At 41.8% G+C, this 16136-nt stretch carries 12 protein-coding genes and 1 other RNA gene; 8 read left to right on the top strand and 5 right to left on the bottom strand.

Annotated elements, in window-relative coordinates; all coding sequences use genetic code 11:
• Nucleotides 1-84: 84 nt before the first annotated feature.
• A complete protein-coding gene (locus AB6735_RS27650) occupies nucleotides 85-483 on the bottom strand; it encodes a DUF3574 domain-containing protein (protein ID WP_370999417.1) in 399 nt (132 codons plus the stop codon).
• A 256-nt stretch (nucleotides 484-739) separates the two neighbouring features.
• Between AB6735_RS27650 and rnpB the strand changes: the two genes are divergently transcribed.
• The 6 genes from rnpB to AB6735_RS27620 all read left to right on the top strand — a co-directional run bounded on the left by rnpB (nucleotide 740) and on the right by AB6735_RS27620 (nucleotide 7915).
• Nucleotides 740-1126, top strand: an RNA gene (gene rnpB, locus AB6735_RS27645) — RNase P RNA component class A.
• Nucleotides 1127-1335: 209 nt separating this feature from the next.
• Nucleotides 1336-2715 carry a sigma-54-dependent transcriptional regulator gene (locus AB6735_RS27640; RefSeq protein ID WP_370999416.1) on the top strand — a complete coding sequence of 460 codons (1380 nt, stop codon included), beginning with the start codon at nucleotides 1336-1338 and terminating at the stop codon, nucleotides 2713-2715.
• A 99-nt stretch (nucleotides 2716-2814) separates the two neighbouring features.
• Nucleotides 2815-3276 carry a lipocalin family protein gene (locus tag AB6735_RS27635; protein WP_370999415.1) on the top strand — a complete coding sequence of 154 codons (462 nt, stop codon included), beginning with the start codon at nucleotides 2815-2817 and terminating at the stop codon, nucleotides 3274-3276.
• Nucleotides 3277-3434: 158 nt separating this feature from the next.
• Nucleotides 3435-5111: a hypothetical protein gene (locus AB6735_RS27630; protein WP_370999414.1), complete on the top strand. Its 1677-nt coding sequence runs from the start codon at nucleotides 3435-3437 to the stop codon at nucleotides 5109-5111.
• 46 nt (nucleotides 5112-5157) lie between these two features.
• Nucleotides 5158-6945: a translation elongation factor 4 gene (gene lepA, locus AB6735_RS27625; RefSeq protein ID WP_370999413.1), complete on the top strand. Its 1788-nt coding sequence runs from the start codon at nucleotides 5158-5160 to the stop codon at nucleotides 6943-6945.
• An 88-nt stretch (nucleotides 6946-7033) separates the two neighbouring features.
• Nucleotides 7034-7915: a bifunctional 5,10-methylenetetrahydrofolate dehydrogenase/5,10-methenyltetrahydrofolate cyclohydrolase gene (locus tag AB6735_RS27620; protein WP_370999412.1), complete on the top strand. Its 882-nt coding sequence runs from the start codon at nucleotides 7034-7036 to the stop codon at nucleotides 7913-7915.
• An 86-nt stretch (nucleotides 7916-8001) separates the two neighbouring features.
• Here AB6735_RS27620 and AB6735_RS27615 read toward each other — a convergent pair whose 3' ends face one another.
• Genes AB6735_RS27615 through AB6735_RS27605 form a run of 3 tightly spaced genes read right to left on the bottom strand, consistent with a single transcriptional unit; the run spans nucleotide 8002 to nucleotide 10789 of the window.
• Nucleotides 8002-9606: a Na+/H+ antiporter gene (locus AB6735_RS27615; RefSeq protein ID WP_370999411.1), complete on the bottom strand. Its 1605-nt coding sequence runs from the start codon at nucleotides 9604-9606 to the stop codon at nucleotides 8002-8004.
• A 47-nt stretch (nucleotides 9607-9653) separates the two neighbouring features.
• Nucleotides 9654-9971: a Rieske (2Fe-2S) protein gene (locus AB6735_RS27610; protein WP_370999419.1), complete on the bottom strand. Its 318-nt coding sequence runs from the start codon at nucleotides 9969-9971 to the stop codon at nucleotides 9654-9656.
• A 53-nt stretch (nucleotides 9972-10024) separates the two neighbouring features.
• Nucleotides 10025-10789, bottom strand: coding sequence for a hypothetical protein (locus AB6735_RS27605; RefSeq protein WP_370999410.1), 765 nt, complete (start codon nucleotides 10787-10789; stop codon nucleotides 10025-10027).
• 197 nt (nucleotides 10790-10986) lie between these two features.
• On the opposite strand from AB6735_RS27605, the gene AB6735_RS27600 reads away from it, so the two are divergent.
• Together AB6735_RS27600 and AB6735_RS27595 are read left to right on the top strand one after the other, a co-directional pair.
• A complete protein-coding gene (locus AB6735_RS27600; RefSeq protein ID WP_370999409.1) occupies nucleotides 10987-11610 on the top strand; it encodes a 7-carboxy-7-deazaguanine synthase QueE in 624 nt (207 codons plus the stop codon).
• Nucleotides 11611-11649: 39 nt separating this feature from the next.
• Nucleotides 11650-13551, top strand: coding sequence for an OmpA family protein (locus AB6735_RS27595; protein WP_370999408.1), 1902 nt, complete (start codon nucleotides 11650-11652; stop codon nucleotides 13549-13551).
• A gap of 69 nt (nucleotides 13552-13620) precedes the next feature.
• Here AB6735_RS27595 and recQ read toward each other — a convergent pair whose 3' ends face one another.
• Nucleotides 13621-15813, bottom strand: coding sequence for a DNA helicase RecQ (gene recQ / locus AB6735_RS27590; RefSeq protein ID WP_370999418.1), 2193 nt, complete (start codon nucleotides 15811-15813; stop codon nucleotides 13621-13623).
• Nucleotides 15814-16136 lie beyond the last annotated feature (323 nt).

Genomic DNA, 16136 nt, shown 5'->3' with positions numbered 1-16136 from the left:
AACCGCCTCCGAACGGCCATCATTCCCCTTTCTGGTAACTCTTCCCAACACCTGTGGGCTCCAGCCGAGCGACTGCAATAGTTATTACTGTGTCTTACTAATAAACTGCACATTGGTTTTACTGTCTGATCTCAGTACACTTTGCTGTCTGAACCGGCGTATATACAGCTGAGCTATGCTATCCAGCGCCGCGTTGCGTTGCTTGCTGGGTTTTCCAAAAAAGGTAGCCACTTTGGTAGGTTCGGTTATAGTTACCATTGTTTTGGTGTCCTTCCAGCGCCCGTCGGCGTTCCATTCGGTATATCCTTCCGGGAAAAAATGACTGATCACGCTGTCGCTAAAAGCTTTCCATTGTTGTTCGCTAACTTGTCCGCCATCGGGAATATCCCTTCCAAAAAACAGATCGCTTCGCTGATAAGTAGCACAGGAGGCTAAGTCAATACAAAATAATAAGGGTAAAATTCGATAGATATTCTTTTTCATAGGTGTAAAAGGTTTTGGTATACATCAAAAATAATAAAATTTAACTATTGTTTTATCCTGCTTAATTAATGATTACAAATAACATAAGTATTCCATCATATAATATCCACGCGTCATAGCGAGGTACGAAGCAATCCCTACGCTGTACAGAGCAAAATATACATGGTTGACTGCCTCAGTAGAGATTGCTTCGTACCTCGCAATGACGTATAGGGAGATTCTGATCACCCTTCCACAAAAAATCCCTACCTTTGCACCTGCAAAACGTTCTATCGCTGCTGTCTTGTACAGCGGAGGAAAGTCCGGGCAACACAGAGCATCCTGCTTCCTAACGGGAAGGCGCCGGCAGCCGGCGACAGCAAGTGCAACAGAAAACAAACCGCCACGATTTATCGGGGTAAGGGTGAAACCGTGAGGTAAGAGCTCACGACGTTTCCGGGTGACCGGAAATGATGGTAAACCTCAGGAGTTGAAAAACCAAATAGGTCCCGGAAGTGGAGTTGCTCGCTTCCGCAATTCGCCAACTGGCGGATCACTCCGGGATGGGTAGGTTGTTTAAACCTGTCAGCAATGGCAGGGCCAGATAAATGATAGAATCCCGATTTATCGGGAACAGAACCCGGCTTACAGATTTGCTGCTGAATTATATAACCCTTTCCTGCAAACAGGAAGGGGTTATTTTTGTTACAAGCTCAAGTGTTTATTTTTCTATACAAAATCTTATATATTAGCAAGGTTGAATTGAGTTTTGAGTGATAGGTTTTGAGTATTAAATTGAACCCACGATTATATATATATCTAAAACTCAAAACGTATAACTCAACCCTAAAAAACTACTTATAATAAAAAAATATGGCTAAAATTTTAATCATTGATGATGAGCGGGCGATCCGTAATACATTACGTGAAATATTGGAATATGAAGACTATGATGTGGAAGACGTTGACAATGGTGTTGACGGATTGCAACTAATTGAAAAAAACGACTACGACCTGGTACTGTGCGATATAAAAATGAACCGCATGGATGGCATGGAAGTACTCACCGAGGGTTTGGCCATAAAACCCGATCTGCCTTTTATCATGATATCTGGCCATGGCACAGTTGAAACCGCTATTGAAGCCAGCAAAAAAGGCGCGTTTGATTTTATATCAAAACCACCTGATCTTAACCGCCTGCTGATCACCGTACGCAACGCACTTGACCGTGGAAGTTTGGTTGTTGAGGCCAAAGTTTTAAAGCGCAAGGTTTCAAAAGTTCGCGAAATTTTGGGCAACTCCCAGGCTATTGTTAAAATAAAGGAAACCATTGATCGTGTAGCCCCTACCGATGCCCGTGTTTTAATAACCGGTGCTAATGGTAGCGGTAAAGAGTTGGTGGCCCGTTGGCTGCATGAAAAATCAAACCGCTCCTCCGCTCCTCTTATTGAAGTCAACTGCGCAGCTATCCCGTCTGAATTAATTGAAAGTGAACTTTTCGGTCACGAAAAAGGATCTTTTACATCAGCCATAAAACAGCGTATCGGTAAATTTGAATCGGCAAGCGGCGGTACACTTTTCCTGGATGAGATCGGCGATATGAGCCAATCGGCGCAAGCCAAGGTTTTACGGGCCTTACAGGAAAATAAGATCACGCGTGTAGGCGGCGAAAAAGAAATAGACGTTGATGTGCGTGTAGTTGCCGCAACCAACAAGGACCTGCTGAAAGAAATAGAAGCCGGTAATTTCAGGATGGACCTTTACCACCGCCTGAGTGTAATATTGATACATGTGCCTCCATTAGTTGAACGCAAAGACGATATCCCCCTGCTTACTCAAAGCTTTCTGGACGAGATCTGTAACGAATACGGCATGCCCGTAAAAAAAATATCTGATGCAGCCCTGGATGCTCTGAAAGCCTTACCATGGACAGGTAATATCCGCGAGCTCAGAAACATGGTAGAGCGCCTCATTATCCTGAGCGACAAAACCATTACTGATAGTGATGTTAAAGCATTTGCCAATCCTTCGGCACCTACTGTAGCGGGTGGTGATGGTAATGGTATGGCGCAGACTGATTTTGATCAATTTAATAACTTCCAGGAATACAAGGATTTTGCCGAGCGGGAATACATCAAATTCAAACTGGAAAAGAATAACTGGAACGTATCAAAAACAGCCGATGATATCGATATACAGCGTAGTCATCTGTACAGTAAGATAGAAAAATTTGGTCTGAAGCGAGGCGAATAGTAAACTTATACAAATATTTTAAAAAGTGGTTGAACTTAAGGCTCAATCACTTTTTTTATTGGGTTAAATTTTTTACAATTGTAACAAACCAATCACGTTATGAGAAACACACTTTTACTATCATTTTGCATTTTCGCCATTGCTGGTTGTACACAGAAGCCAGCTGAAACAGAAAAATCTGCACCACAACCCCTTATTGGAACCTGGCATTTAATATCGAGCAAAAGCATTACCAAAGGCGATACTGTGGTAACCACTCCTCCAAAAGATCAGGAAATGGTTAAGATATTCAATGGCTCCGATTTTGCCTTTTTTACCCACGACTTGAAAAAGGGAAAAATAGACAAACCCGTTTTCAGCGCAGGCAGCGGTACCTACACTTTACAAGGCAATAACTATATAGAGCACCTGGCCTATTGCAATGCCCGCGATTGGGAAGGCGGTGATTTTAAATTTACCGTTGAGTTAAAACATGATACCCTGATCCAAAAGGGCATTGAAAAAATTGACAGTTTAAAAATCAATCACGAGATCATCGAAACCTATGTTAAACTGCGTTGAGGTTTAGGAGATGTTTAAAAATTTCCTTGTTTTTGTATATACAGCAGCCTGGTTTTCTGATTAAAAAGAAAAACCGGGCTGTTTTGTTTAGTGGAAATATTACAGGCAACTCATGCCGACAGGCTGTGGTAAAAAAATTATCTTTGTGGCGGCTCCATATGAACGTACCATCCGCAAAAACAGCAAAAATGCTCGTGTCCTGTAAATTTACCGTTATTTTATCCCTCACTGTATTATTTTTTAATAACTGCCGGACAGAAAAGCTTAAACCCACAAACGACGGCTCGCAAACTCCTGACGGCACAATTGTTTCAAAAGATACGACAACCAATGGTTCGCTTATTCCGCATAGTGTAGCTTTAAAGAATATGTTCGGCATTAATGCCTATGAATGGAACTTTTTGCAGGATCCTGCCAATCCTAATTTGAAAAGCCATATTTATGAGGCTAATATGGCCGTTATTAAGTCCTTTAGCTCGGTAAGGCATTATATGAACTGGAATAAGCTGGAAAACACCAAAGGCAATTATACCTATAACCCCACTAACAACGGCAGTTGGGACTATGACCTGATATATACCCGCTGTAAACAGGATGGTATTTTGGTTTTGGCCGATCTGAAAAATTGCCCTACATGGCTGGAAAGCACCTATCCTGCTAATTTACAGGATAATGAAAATGTACCGGCACCCTATGGCCTTAATAAAAGCGACCCGGCAACCTACGCCGACCAGGCGCGCACTGCTTTTCAGTTTGCCGCAAGGTATGGTTATAACGGTGATGTAAACAAAGCATTGGTTAAGGTGGATAGTCGCCCGCGATGGACTAATGATCCGCCGAACGAGGTTAAGATCGGTCTTGGCCTTATTAAATATATCGAATGTGATAATGAACGCGATAAATGGTGGAAAAGCGCAGCCACACAGCAAACACCAGAAGAGTACGCCGCAAACATGTCGGCATTTTATGATGGTGACAAAGGCAGATTAGGTAATAATGCCGGTGTAAAAAACGCTGATCCTACCATGCAAGTAGTGATGGGTGGTTTGGCTACCTGCGATGTAAACCGGGTTAAACGAATGGTAGAGTGGTGCCGGAAAAACCGGGGCTACAAAGCTGATGGCACTATCAACCTGTGCTTTGATGTAATCAACTTCCATTTTTATAATAATGATGGCAATATACTTACCCATGCCAGGGCAACTACAGGTGTAGCGCCCGAACTCTCCATGGCCGGCCAAATTGCCGATTCATTTGCGCAGTATGCCAACTCGCTCCCTCAAAAGCCTGATGTTTGGGTAACAGAAACGGGTTATGATATTAACCAGGGTAGTTATCAGAAAGCTATAGCCATTGGTGATAAGTCGGTTCTTTTAACCCAGGCCGACTGGATATTAAGAACCTCCCTTCTATATATCAGGCATGGCATCAAAAGAACGTTCTATTACCAATTGCTGGATGATACCCCTGATGTGGATGTTCAATACGCCACTTCCGGTTTAGCTACGGATGCCAAGCGCAGACCTGCGGCTGACTATATACTACAGACAAACACACTAATGGGGACTTATGCCTATCAAAGTACCATTAATGCCAATCCCATAGTTGATAAATACGTATCCGGCAGCAAGGTGATGTATGTTTTAGTAATCCCCGACCAAAAAGGCCGCACTGCGAAATACACGCTAAACTTAGGCTTACTGACCGCAAAAGCTAATATTTATAGCTTAAAAGCCGGTGCAAATGTGGCTGTTAAAACCCAGGTTTCTACCGCAGCAGGTAAAGTAACAGTAAATGTTTCAGAAACCCCGATCTTTGTAGAAGCAGCTAATTAAAACAGTATATCAAAATCTCATCCTAAAAAGCTATTTTTGCCGTTCAATGGAGCATATTCGTAATTTTTGTATCATAGCACATATTGACCACGGCAAAAGCACACTTGCCGATAGGTTATTGGAATACACCAACACTATTACCCAACGCGAATCGCAGGCACAGTTGCTTGACGATATGGATCTGGAACGCGAACGGGGTATCACCATAAAAAGCCATGCCATACAAATGGATTATGTGCTCGATGGTCAGAAATATACGCTGAACCTGATAGATACCCCCGGCCACGTAGATTTTTCCTACGAGGTTTCCCGTTCTATAGCAGCATGTGAAGGCGCATTACTTATAGTTGACGCGGCACAAGGTATACAGGCACAAACCATATCCAATCTTTACCTGGCGTTGGAAAACGACCTGGAAATCATCCCGGTTCTGAATAAAATGGATCTTCCGGGCGCCATGCCCGAAGAGGTGAAAGATCAGATCGTGGAACTGATAGGTTGCAAACGTGAAGAAATTTTAGCCGCCTCGGGTAAAACCGGTATGGGCGTACATGATATATTACGTGCCATTGTTGAGCGTGTACCGGCCCCGGTTGGTGACCCTGAAGCACCTTTACAGGCGTTGATATTTGATTCGGTTTATAACTCGTTCCGCGGTATTGTAGCTTACTTTAAGGTGGTTAACGGGGAGATCCGTAAAGGTGATAAAGTAAAGTTCTTCGCTACAGAAAAACAATATATTGCAGAAGAGGTTGGTACCCTAAAACTAAAACAACAACCAAAAGATGTGATTAAAACCGGCGATGTTGGCTATATCATATCAGGTATAAAAGAATCGCGCGAGGTAAAGGTTGGTGATACCATTACAACTATTAACCGTCCCTGCGAAAGCGGTATTCAAGGTTTTGAGGAAGTAAAACCAATGGTATTTGCCGGTATTTACCCGGTAGATACCGAGGATTACGAAGAACTGCGAGAATCGATGGCCAAACTACAGCTTAATGATGCTTCGTTAGTTTTTGAACCTGAGTCATCGGCGGCTTTAGGTTTTGGTTTCCGTTGCGGTTTCCTGGGTATGCTGCACATGGAGATCATTCAGGAACGTTTGGAGCGTGAGTTTAACATGACGGTGATCACCACCGTTCCCAACGTATCTTACCTCGCCTACACTACAAAAGGCGATGAGATTGTAGTAAACAATCCATCTGATCTTCCGGATCCAAGTAAAATTGATCACGTGGAAGAGCCGTATATTAAAGCAACTATCATTACCAAATCTGAATTTGTAGGACCGGTAATGTCGCTTTGTATTCAAAAACGGGGTAGCATTGTTAACCAGTCGTACTTAACGTCAGACCGTGTTGAGCTTATATTTGAAATGCCGATGGGCGAGATCGTTTTTGACTTTTATGATAAGTTGAAAACTATTTCAAAAGGTTACGCTTCATTTGATTACCACCAGATAGGTTACCGCCAGTCGGACTTGGTGCGTTTGGATATACGCTTAAATGCAGAGCCTGTGGATGCTTTGTCATCCCTGATATTCAGAGGTAACTCTTACGATTTTGGTAAGCGGATCTGCGAAAAGTTAAAAGAACTTTTACCGCGTCAGCAATTCGAGATCATCATACAGGCATCAATCGGTGCCAAGATCATCGCGCGCGAAACAGTGAAGGCTTTGCGTAAGGATGTTACCGCTAAATGTTATGGTGGTGATATATCCCGTAAGCGTAAACTATTGGAGAAACAAAAACAAGGTAAAAAACGCATGCGCCAGGTTGGTAACGTAGAGATACCACAATCGGCATTTATGGCGGTTTTGAAACTGGATTAATTTAGATATCAGACATTAGATATGAGATTTGAGACAAAAGCTGTCAGTATCTCATATCTCACATCTCATATCTCACATCTTTATTACAATGCAATTACTCGACGGAAAATACGTATCAGAAAAACTCAAGGTTGAAATAGCCGAAGAAGCGGCTAAAATATTACAGCGAACCGGCAGGCAGCCGCACTTGGTAGCTGTTTTGGTTGGTCATGATGGTGGCAGCGAAACTTATGTAGCCAGCAAAATGAAAAACTGCGAAAAAGTTGGTTTTAAGTCGACTTTGGTGCGTTATGAGGATGATGTGACCGAAGAAGAACTGCTAAAGAAAGTAGAAGAATTAAATGCTGATGTCGATATAGATGGTATCATTGTACAGCTTCCCCTGCCCAAACATATCGACCCGGAAAAAGTAACCGAACGCATTGATCATCGAAAAGATGTGGATGGATTTCACCCGGTAAACCTGGGCCGTATGCAGCGTAATTTACCTTCATTTATACCTGCTACCCCTTACGGCATCACCCTGATGTTGAAAGAATATGGTATCGATACTGTAGGTAAACATTGTGTGGTTGTAGGTCGCAGCAATATTGTAGGCTCGCCAATGAGCATTTTAATGGCCCGTAATACTACGCCAGGTAACTGCACGGTTACCATATGTCATAGCCGTACCCCTGATATTAAAAGCATTACTTTACAAGCTGATATCCTGATCGTAGCTATTGGTAAAAAGAATTTCATCACTGCCGATATGGTAAAAGAAGGTGTAGTAGTAGTTGATGTGGGTATGAACCGCGAAACCTCTGCCCTAACCAAATCCGGGTACAAACTATATGGCGATGTTGACTTTGAAAACGTAGCCCCAAAATCCTCATGGATAACCCCGGTACCGGGCGGCGTGGGTTTGATGACCATTATCGGTTTACTCAAAAATACCCTGGCTTCGGCTAATAAAGAGGTTTATCAATAGCTGGTTGATTAAGTAAGTAGTTGATTGTATTAAGTTAGAACCCATTTAACTCAATCAACTACTCACTTAATCGACTCCTTCCATCCTTACTTATTAAATATCTTCATTTCGGCCAGATCAACTTGCATAGCTTGCCTGCGGATGGCTTCATCACTGAACTTTTTCTCTTTCCGTATCAGGTATAGTTCTTTACGCTGGTGCTGATAGATGTCTTTCAGTACTTTTCGATAGATATCTCTTTGTGTTTTGTGGGTATCTCCGTGTGCGAGTGAATCCAGACGTGCTGTGGCGTGTTCCACATTATTTTGAAGCTCGGTTTTTAATAGCTGCAGCAAATAATTGTGCTCAGTTTCGTCAAAATAATGTTCATCGAGCCTTTTTAGAGCTACTTCTGTTAGTCTGATCTTGATGGTCATTTCCTGCTGGTCTTCGGGCACCATCGGGTCTGCATCTTTTATATTCATCCATTTTACCAGTATCGGCAATGTAAATCCTTGAAATACCAGTGTGATCAATATTACCACAAAGGTGATAAAAATAATGAGGTTACGATGCGGGAAAGCATGCCCTGCACTGGTCAACAATGGCAAGGAAAGTGCGGCTGCCAGCGATACCACACCGCGCATCCCGGCCCAACCAACAATAAAGGGGTTTTTCCAGCCGGGATCAGGCTCTGTTGTGCGGATACTTTTAAACAACCAGCGGGGTACGTACGTTCCGGGATAGATCCAGACCAGCCTGATCAAAATAACCACTACGCTGATGATCAAGCCATATCGCCAGGCCTCGGCCAGTGAATAACCATCCAAACCTTTCATAATGGTGGGCAGTTCTAAACCAATAAGTATAAAAACCAATCCGTTGAGGATAATAACCAGGGTCGACCAAACATTAACGGTTTGCATCCGGCTTTGTCCATCGGTAAATATTTCGTGCGACCGATATGAAAGGAACAACCCACCGCTTACCACAGCCATGATACCCGAATAATGAAACTGTTCGGCCGCCAGGTACATAAAATACGGAGATAATAACGTAAGTGCAGCATCTATACCAGCCGTAGTAGGCAAAAAACGATGAATAACATACATCACATGCGCTACAGCCAGGCCAATTACAATACCCATGAAAGTAACCACAAAGAAATCTGTAACGGCCTGGTGAAGAGAGAAGTGGCCGGTAAGTACGGCTGCCAAAGCAAAGCGTAATACAATTAAGCTGGAAGCATCATTAACCAGACTTTCACCCTCTAATATGGTGGTTATCCTTTTGGGGACCTTAATATTTTTTAAAACTGAAGTGGCGGCAACAGCATCAGGTGGCGATATGATGCCACCCAGTAAAAAGCCCATAGGCAGCGTAAAGCCAGGTATAATAGCAGTAGCCAGAAAGGCAATGATGGTTGAAGTAAAGATAACCAATCCAAATGCCAGCAGGCTTATCGGGCGCTTCCATTTCCAAAAATCGTTCCATGAGGTATACCAGGCCGCCTCATAAAGTAAAGGCGGTAAAAATATCAGAAATATCAGATCGGGGTCAATGGTTATGATGGGAATACTGGGTATATAACTGATAACCAAGCCAGCTAAAACCAAAAATATAGGATAAGCAATGTTTAGCTTTTTTGCCAGCATAATCAGCATAAAAGCCGCAAAAAGTAAGACGAGGAGTTGTAACAGGGAATAATGCATAGCTAAAGATAAAAATCAATCATGTTTTATGAAAAGTTTGAGAGGCATTACCTTCCACTTAACCTCTCCCAAAAAGACTTTATACCTACATAAATCCCATCTTCTCTGAGTTCAACAGGATAAGTGGCTACAAAATCGTTCTGTCCCTCTCCTCCCTTTCCTGTTTCCAAATTGTAGGTATACCGGTGATACGGGCATACGATTTTACCTTTTACGCATAAACCTTCGCTTAAGTCGGCCCCGGCATGTGGACAAATGGCAGAAAGTGCATAGATCCTATCTTCAAAACCGACGAGGCAGAGACTCTTGTCTCCAGCTTTTATCTTGGTAATAAATGGTTCATTGGTATTTTGGATCTCCGGTATTTTATACCACTTTATGAAGTACGTGATTTGACTTCCAAAAGTAATGATTGATCTTAAAAATCGATCTTTAAATTCATTACTGATGGATTCTTGATCACCTCATCCATGTTGGTAACCAGTGTTACGCTGCGTCTGTCGGCAGAAAGTATGGCATTGGGGTTATTTAATTTTTTAACAGGTTTGGCAAACTTGAGGATCACTTTATAAGGCATATCTATCAGCATGGCTTTGGCCATCATAAAGGTTGTCTGGGTTTTCTTTAAAAAGGCGTTGAATTTAGCTTTATCAATTATACGGTAAAACCTATGTGGGGTAATATCGTATGAGTAATAATCCTGGCCGGCCACCATTTGACGGGCGTCAAAGCTTTTACTGGCTTTATCGGCGCTGGTGAATGCATTGATCCGGCTATTGAGCGCTATTTTTGAAAGGTTTTGAAGATAATATTGTAAATCGACAGCGTTTTTAGCCACATGCGTGATATTTACCTTCATGATACTTTTTTTCAGATTCATGTTAATAGAAAGATCGCTGGTTTTAGCCATATTACTTTCTTCGATGCTCATTTTTTGCTGGGTACTATCGGGCATCGCGCTGTAAAAATTCAGCGTTGTGTCCTTAACCAGGCTAAACTGCGGTGTTTCTTTTACCGAATCGGACATCAAATTTACCAATACCGATACCGCTTTGCTCATATCAAAACCATAAACAACATTGCAGCTGCCATCGGCTTTAAAATCATATTGTTCTTCAATGTCTACACATGAGCTTAAACATAAAATGGCCAGAAAAATTAGGGGCAGGTAGATTTTTTTCATCGGCGTATAGTTTTAGGTTTACAAGGTTTTCATATCAGTTAAGTTAACCCAGTATTAATTCGGCACTGGTTATTAAAATTGAAGTAATAATAAATATTATTAATCGGATTAAAAAGAACAAATTGCGTAAACGTTTTACCTTGTGTTTACCATTCGCCTTTACGCTTTCAGCTTTAATAGGTAACTTTGCAAAAAATATGGCACATCAGATTCCAGACGACGGCACACTGCTTCCTTTAATGGAAGAGTTTTACACGATACAGGGTGAAGGATACAATACAGGTAAAGCAGCTTATTTTATACGCCTTGGCGGTTGCGATGTGGGTTGCCATTGGTGTGATGTTAAAGAAAGCTGGGATGCCGAACTACACCCGCTTACGGCAACTGATCAGATAGTTAGCAATGCATCCGTTCATCCATCCAAAGCTGTTGTTATTACCGGCGGGGAACCGTTGATCTACAATTTAGATTATCTGACCCACCAGCTGCACGAAAAAGGCATCAAAACTTTTATAGAAACGTCTGGAGCTTATCCCCTTTCGGGCGATTGGGATTGGATCTGTCTTTCACCCAAAAAATTCAAAGCGCCTATGCCGCATGTGGCAGAAAATGCTCATGAATTAAAGGTGATCGTATTTAATAAATCAGACTTTGATTGGGCCGAATATCATGCCAAAATGGTATCACCCGATTGTAAGTTGTATTTGCAGCCCGAATGGTCAAAATCAAAGGAAATGACTCCGCTTATAGTTGATTATGTGATGAATAATCCGCAATGGGAAATATCATTGCAAACGCATAAGTATTTGAATATTCCTTAATATTTGTAACTTACGATAATATTTATCGTATCAAAACAGATGAAGATTGTAATCATTCTGATTTTATCAATTTTTCTTCCTGTTATTGCCTTAGCCCAGCAAAACCAATACACTACCACCAAAAAGGAAGCCATAAAGTATTTTGCCGAGGCCAACCAAAATCTCGATGATCATTTATATGATGAAGCCATTGCCAGTCTTCAAAAAGCGATTAAGGAAGATCCGAATTTTATAGAAGCTCACGCTCAGCTTGCCGATGTATTCCGGTTAAGGCATCTATATAAACCAGCAATTGAGGAATATTTAAAGGTTATAGCCCTTAATCCCGGTTTTAACCGCTCAGTCTATCTCAAAATTGGCGAGACCGAAATAACAGAAGCCAAATATCCTCAGGCTCAACAGCATCTGGAAAAATATTTAACGTATCCTGATATCACCCCAGTTAATAAGTTATACGCGCAAAAGCTCATAGCTGATGCTAAATTCAGCATCCAGGCCATGCAGCATCCGGTAGCATATAAGCCTGTGAATATGGGTGCCGAAATTAACACGGCCAATGATGAATACTTGCCGGTGGCTACAGCCGATGAAGCCTTATTGATATTTACCCGGAAGATTAATAATAACGAAGATTTTTACAAAAGCGCCAGCATCAACGGGAAGTGGCAAACAGCTGCTTATTTGAGTGATCAGATCAATACATCCCAATATAACGAAGGGGCACAATCCATTTCTCAGGATGGTAAATATTTATTTTTTACAGGCTGCAATCGCCCGGATGGCTTGGGGCGGTGTGATATTTACATTGCTCAAAAAAAAGGTGATGATTGGGGCAAGCCGGTTGATTTAAGTCCGCCGGTAAATACTGCCGGTTGGGAATCGCAGCCCTCTATAAGCGCTGATGGACGTACGCTTTATTTTGTAAGTAACCGGGCCGGAGGTTATGGTGGCTATGATATATGGAAATCAACTTTAGATAATAAAGGTTGGGGGCCGGCAGAAAATCTTGGGCCCAATATCAATACAGCTTATAATGAACAATCTCCTTTTATCCATGCCGATGATAGCACGCTTTATTTTAGCTCCAACGGGTGGCCCGGTTTGGGTAATAAAGATCTTTTTGTAAGTCGTTTGGGGAAAGACGGTAAATGGCAAAAACCCGAAAACCTGGGCTACCCCATCAACTCTAACGGCGACGAAAACGGCTTAACTTTAACAGCCAATGGCAACATTGCCTTTTTTGCATCTGATAATCTCAACGGTTATGGTGGTTATGATATTTATACCTTTGAATTGCCTGTAAATGTAAGGCCGCATGTAGTAATTTATGTAAAAGGAAATGTACACGATGCTAAAAGTAACCACCCGTTGGAAGCAGCCATAGAGATCATCGATCTGCAAAGCAACCAACCGGTTTACCAGGATTACAGCAGTGATGATGAAGGCAGTTTTCTGGCAACTATAACTTCGGGTAAAAACTATGGTCTCAATATCTCCAAAAGCGGTTATATGTTTTATTCGGAAAATTTTTCGCTGGTGGGCTATAAAACCAAAAATCCGTTTAATATTTCTGTATCACTATCGCCTATTGATGTGGGCAGTAAAGTGATCCTAAAGAATATTTTCTTCGATACCAATAAGTTTGATCTGGAATCAGAATCAAAAGCGGAGCTGATGAAACTGATCGAGTTTTTAACGGTGAACCCTGCTGTACATATCGAAATATCGGGCCATACAGATGATGTGGGGCCCGATCAGATCAACCAAACTCTTTCCGAAAACCGGGCTAAATCTGTATTTCAGTATTTAATTACGAATGGCATTGCCGCAGCACGCCTGGTTTACAAAGGCTACGGTAAAACACAACCGATAGCGCCCAATGATACCGATGAGAACAGGGCAAAAAACCGGCGTACCGAGTTTAAGATCATTTCAAAATAAAAGGATAGTAATTGGGTATAAAAAAAGCTTTTAGCAACTTACTAAAAGCTTTTTTTATGTTGAGCATTTTTAATTACCCATTTCTGATATGAACTTAATCCGCATTAATTGTACCTCTTCACGGGTATAATCATCGTTTCCAAGTTCGGCTAAAGCATCATCGATAGAGTCAACTTCGGCGGTGCGGAAATAATCAAATACTTCTTCCTGCTTATCTTCGTCTATTACCTCGTCAATATAGTAGTTCAGGTTAAGTTTAGTACCCGAGTTCACTATTGTCTCAACCTCTTTCAAGATCTCTTCGTAGGTAAGCCCTTTGGAGGCTGCAATGTCATCCAGGTTTAAATGACGATCAATATTCTGGATAATAAAGACTTTGAGCGCCGATTTATTGGCCGCGCTTTTGATCACCATATCAACCGGACGGTCGATATCATTGTCTTCTACATATTTTTGTATCAGATCGGTAAAAGGTTTACCAAATTTTAAAGCCTTGCCTGCTCCTACTCCCGAGATCTGTTTTAATTCATCAGTCGTGATCGGGTAATGTGTACACATTTCTTCCAATGATGGATCCTGAAATATTACAAATGGAGGCAGCCCTTTTTGTTTGGCCAGTTTTTTACGCAACTCTTTAAGCATTTGCAGCAACTGGGTATCCAATGCGCCTCCGCCTTGTTTAGGCCCGTCAGAGTCATCATCATCATCAGTAGCTTCCATCTGTTTGTTCAGGACAAAACGGATGCTGTGCGGGTTATCAATAAAGCTATTGCCGGTTTTGGTTAACCGGAGTAAGCCATACTGATCAATATCTTTTGAAAGATAGTTATTCAGTAATGCTTGTCGCAGTAAAGAGTTCCACAGGTTTTCGCCTTGCTCCTTGCCCGATCCATAATAGTCAAGCGCATCATGTTCATAGTTCTTGATCTGCGCATTCTCGGCTCCCATCAGGATACTAATAATATGCTGGTCGTCGAATTTTTCGCCGATGTGCCTGATCAGGCTTAGCGCTTTGTGCAGATGTTCTTCACCGTCAAAGTGTTCTTTATGACCGCAACAGTTATCGCACATGTTATTGCAGCCCGCTTCGTTAAAGTTTTCGCCAAAATAATGCAGCAGCTGTTTACGGCGACATACCGACGATTCGCAGTAGTCAATAACCTCTTTTAATATCTGTGTACCGATCTCCCGTTCAGAAACCGGTTTGTCCTTCATGAATTTCTGAAGTTTATCAATGTCTTTTTCAGAATAAAAGGCAACACAAACACCTTCACCGCCATCGCGCCCTGCCCTGCCGGTTTCCTGGTAATAACCCTCCATGCTTTTTGGCACATCATGGTGTATCACATAGCGAACGTCAGGTTTATCAATACCCATACCAAAGGCAATCGTAGCCACAATCACTTCTACATCTTCCATCAGGAATTTGTCCTGTGTATCGGCACGTACTTTTGGATCCAGGCCGGCATGGTATGGTAAAGCCCTAACACCATTCAGGTTAAGCGCTTCTGCAACTTCCTCTACCTTTTTGCGGCTAAGGCAATAAATGATGCCGGATTTACCCTGGTTCTGCTTTACAAACTTTACGATCTCTTTGATCACATTGCGTTTGGCACGAACCTCATAAAACAGGTTTGACCGGTTAAACGACGATTTGTATACCGTAGCATTGTTCATCTGCAGGTTTTTCTGTATGTCCTGCTGAACTTTTGGCGTAGCCGTAGCGGTTAAAGCGATAATAGGAATATTTTCACCGATATTGCTAATCACCTGGCGTATTTTACGATATTCAGGTCTGAAATCATGTCCCCACTCCGATATACAATGAGCCTCGTCAACCGCTACAAATGATACATGATTGAGTTTTAAGAAATCGATATTTTCTTGTTTGGTCAGTGATTCGGGAGCAACGTATAAAAGTTTGGTTTTTCCGGCCAGGACATCTTCCTTAACGCGGCCTATATCTGATTTGGTGAGTGATGAGTTTAAAAAGTGGGCTATACTGTCTGATCCTCCGAAAGCCCTAAGCTGATCTACCTGATTTTTCATCAGGGCTATCAGTGGTGAAATTACTATGGCAGTGCCGTCGCTCATTAATGCCGGCAACTGGTAACACATGGATTTACCACCACCGGTAGGCATGATCACAAAGGTATCATTACCTGCCAGTATGTTAGTTATAATCGCTTCCTGCTCCCCCTTAAAGTTGTCGAATCCGAAAAAATTCTGGAGATTATCAAATAGCGACTTCTTAGTTTCTATCATTGTTTAACGTGATCTTGAATTGTTTTTAAAAGTTTAAAGTAACAAAATTTAATGAATAAACGATGGATTTACTTTTTAATTTTATACAAATATGATTATTAAATGAAAAACAATTTGTTCATTTGGCGCATTTAAATTGCGGACAAATTAGCTCTCCAATTATTTAGTTTTATTTAACACATATTTAACAGATTATTGTACACTTTTGCGCTGGCTACGCCAAATAAAAACTCTTTTTACCATATGAATAAAAACAATTATGCGATCATCATGGCAGGCGGCATCGGAAGCCGTTTTTGGCCAATAAGCCGGTCATCGCA

The sequence above is a fragment of the Mucilaginibacter sp. RCC_168 genome, from assembly GCF_041355315.1.
GTDB lineage: Bacteria > Bacteroidota > Bacteroidia > Sphingobacteriales > Sphingobacteriaceae > Mucilaginibacter.
This window is presented reverse-complemented; position numbering and strand designations above follow the sequence as displayed.

What these genes read in the sequence shown, in the direction of transcription:
- AB6735_RS27650 (WP_370999417.1), bottom strand. Translation starts at nt 483, where the DNA reads ATGAAAAAGAATATCTATCGAATTTTACCCTTATTATTTTGTATTGAC.
- AB6735_RS27640 (WP_370999416.1), top strand. Translation starts at nt 1,336, where the DNA reads ATGGCTAAAATTTTAATCATTGATGATGAGCGGGCGATCCGTAATACA.
- AB6735_RS27635 (WP_370999415.1), top strand. Translation starts at nt 2,815, where the DNA reads ATGAGAAACACACTTTTACTATCATTTTGCATTTTCGCCATTGCTGGT.
- AB6735_RS27630 (WP_370999414.1), top strand. Translation starts at nt 3,435, where the DNA reads ATGAACGTACCATCCGCAAAAACAGCAAAAATGCTCGTGTCCTGTAAA.
- lepA (WP_370999413.1), top strand. Translation starts at nt 5,158, where the DNA reads ATGGAGCATATTCGTAATTTTTGTATCATAGCACATATTGACCACGGC.
- AB6735_RS27620 (WP_370999412.1), top strand. Translation starts at nt 7,034, where the DNA reads ATGCAATTACTCGACGGAAAATACGTATCAGAAAAACTCAAGGTTGAA.
- AB6735_RS27615 (WP_370999411.1), bottom strand. Translation starts at nt 9,606, where the DNA reads ATGCATTATTCCCTGTTACAACTCCTCGTCTTACTTTTTGCGGCTTTT.
- AB6735_RS27605 (WP_370999410.1), bottom strand. Translation starts at nt 10,789, where the DNA reads ATGAAAAAAATCTACCTGCCCCTAATTTTTCTGGCCATTTTATGTTTA.
- AB6735_RS27600 (WP_370999409.1), top strand. Translation starts at nt 10,987, where the DNA reads ATGGCACATCAGATTCCAGACGACGGCACACTGCTTCCTTTAATGGAA.
- AB6735_RS27595 (WP_370999408.1), top strand. Translation starts at nt 11,650, where the DNA reads ATGAAGATTGTAATCATTCTGATTTTATCAATTTTTCTTCCTGTTATT.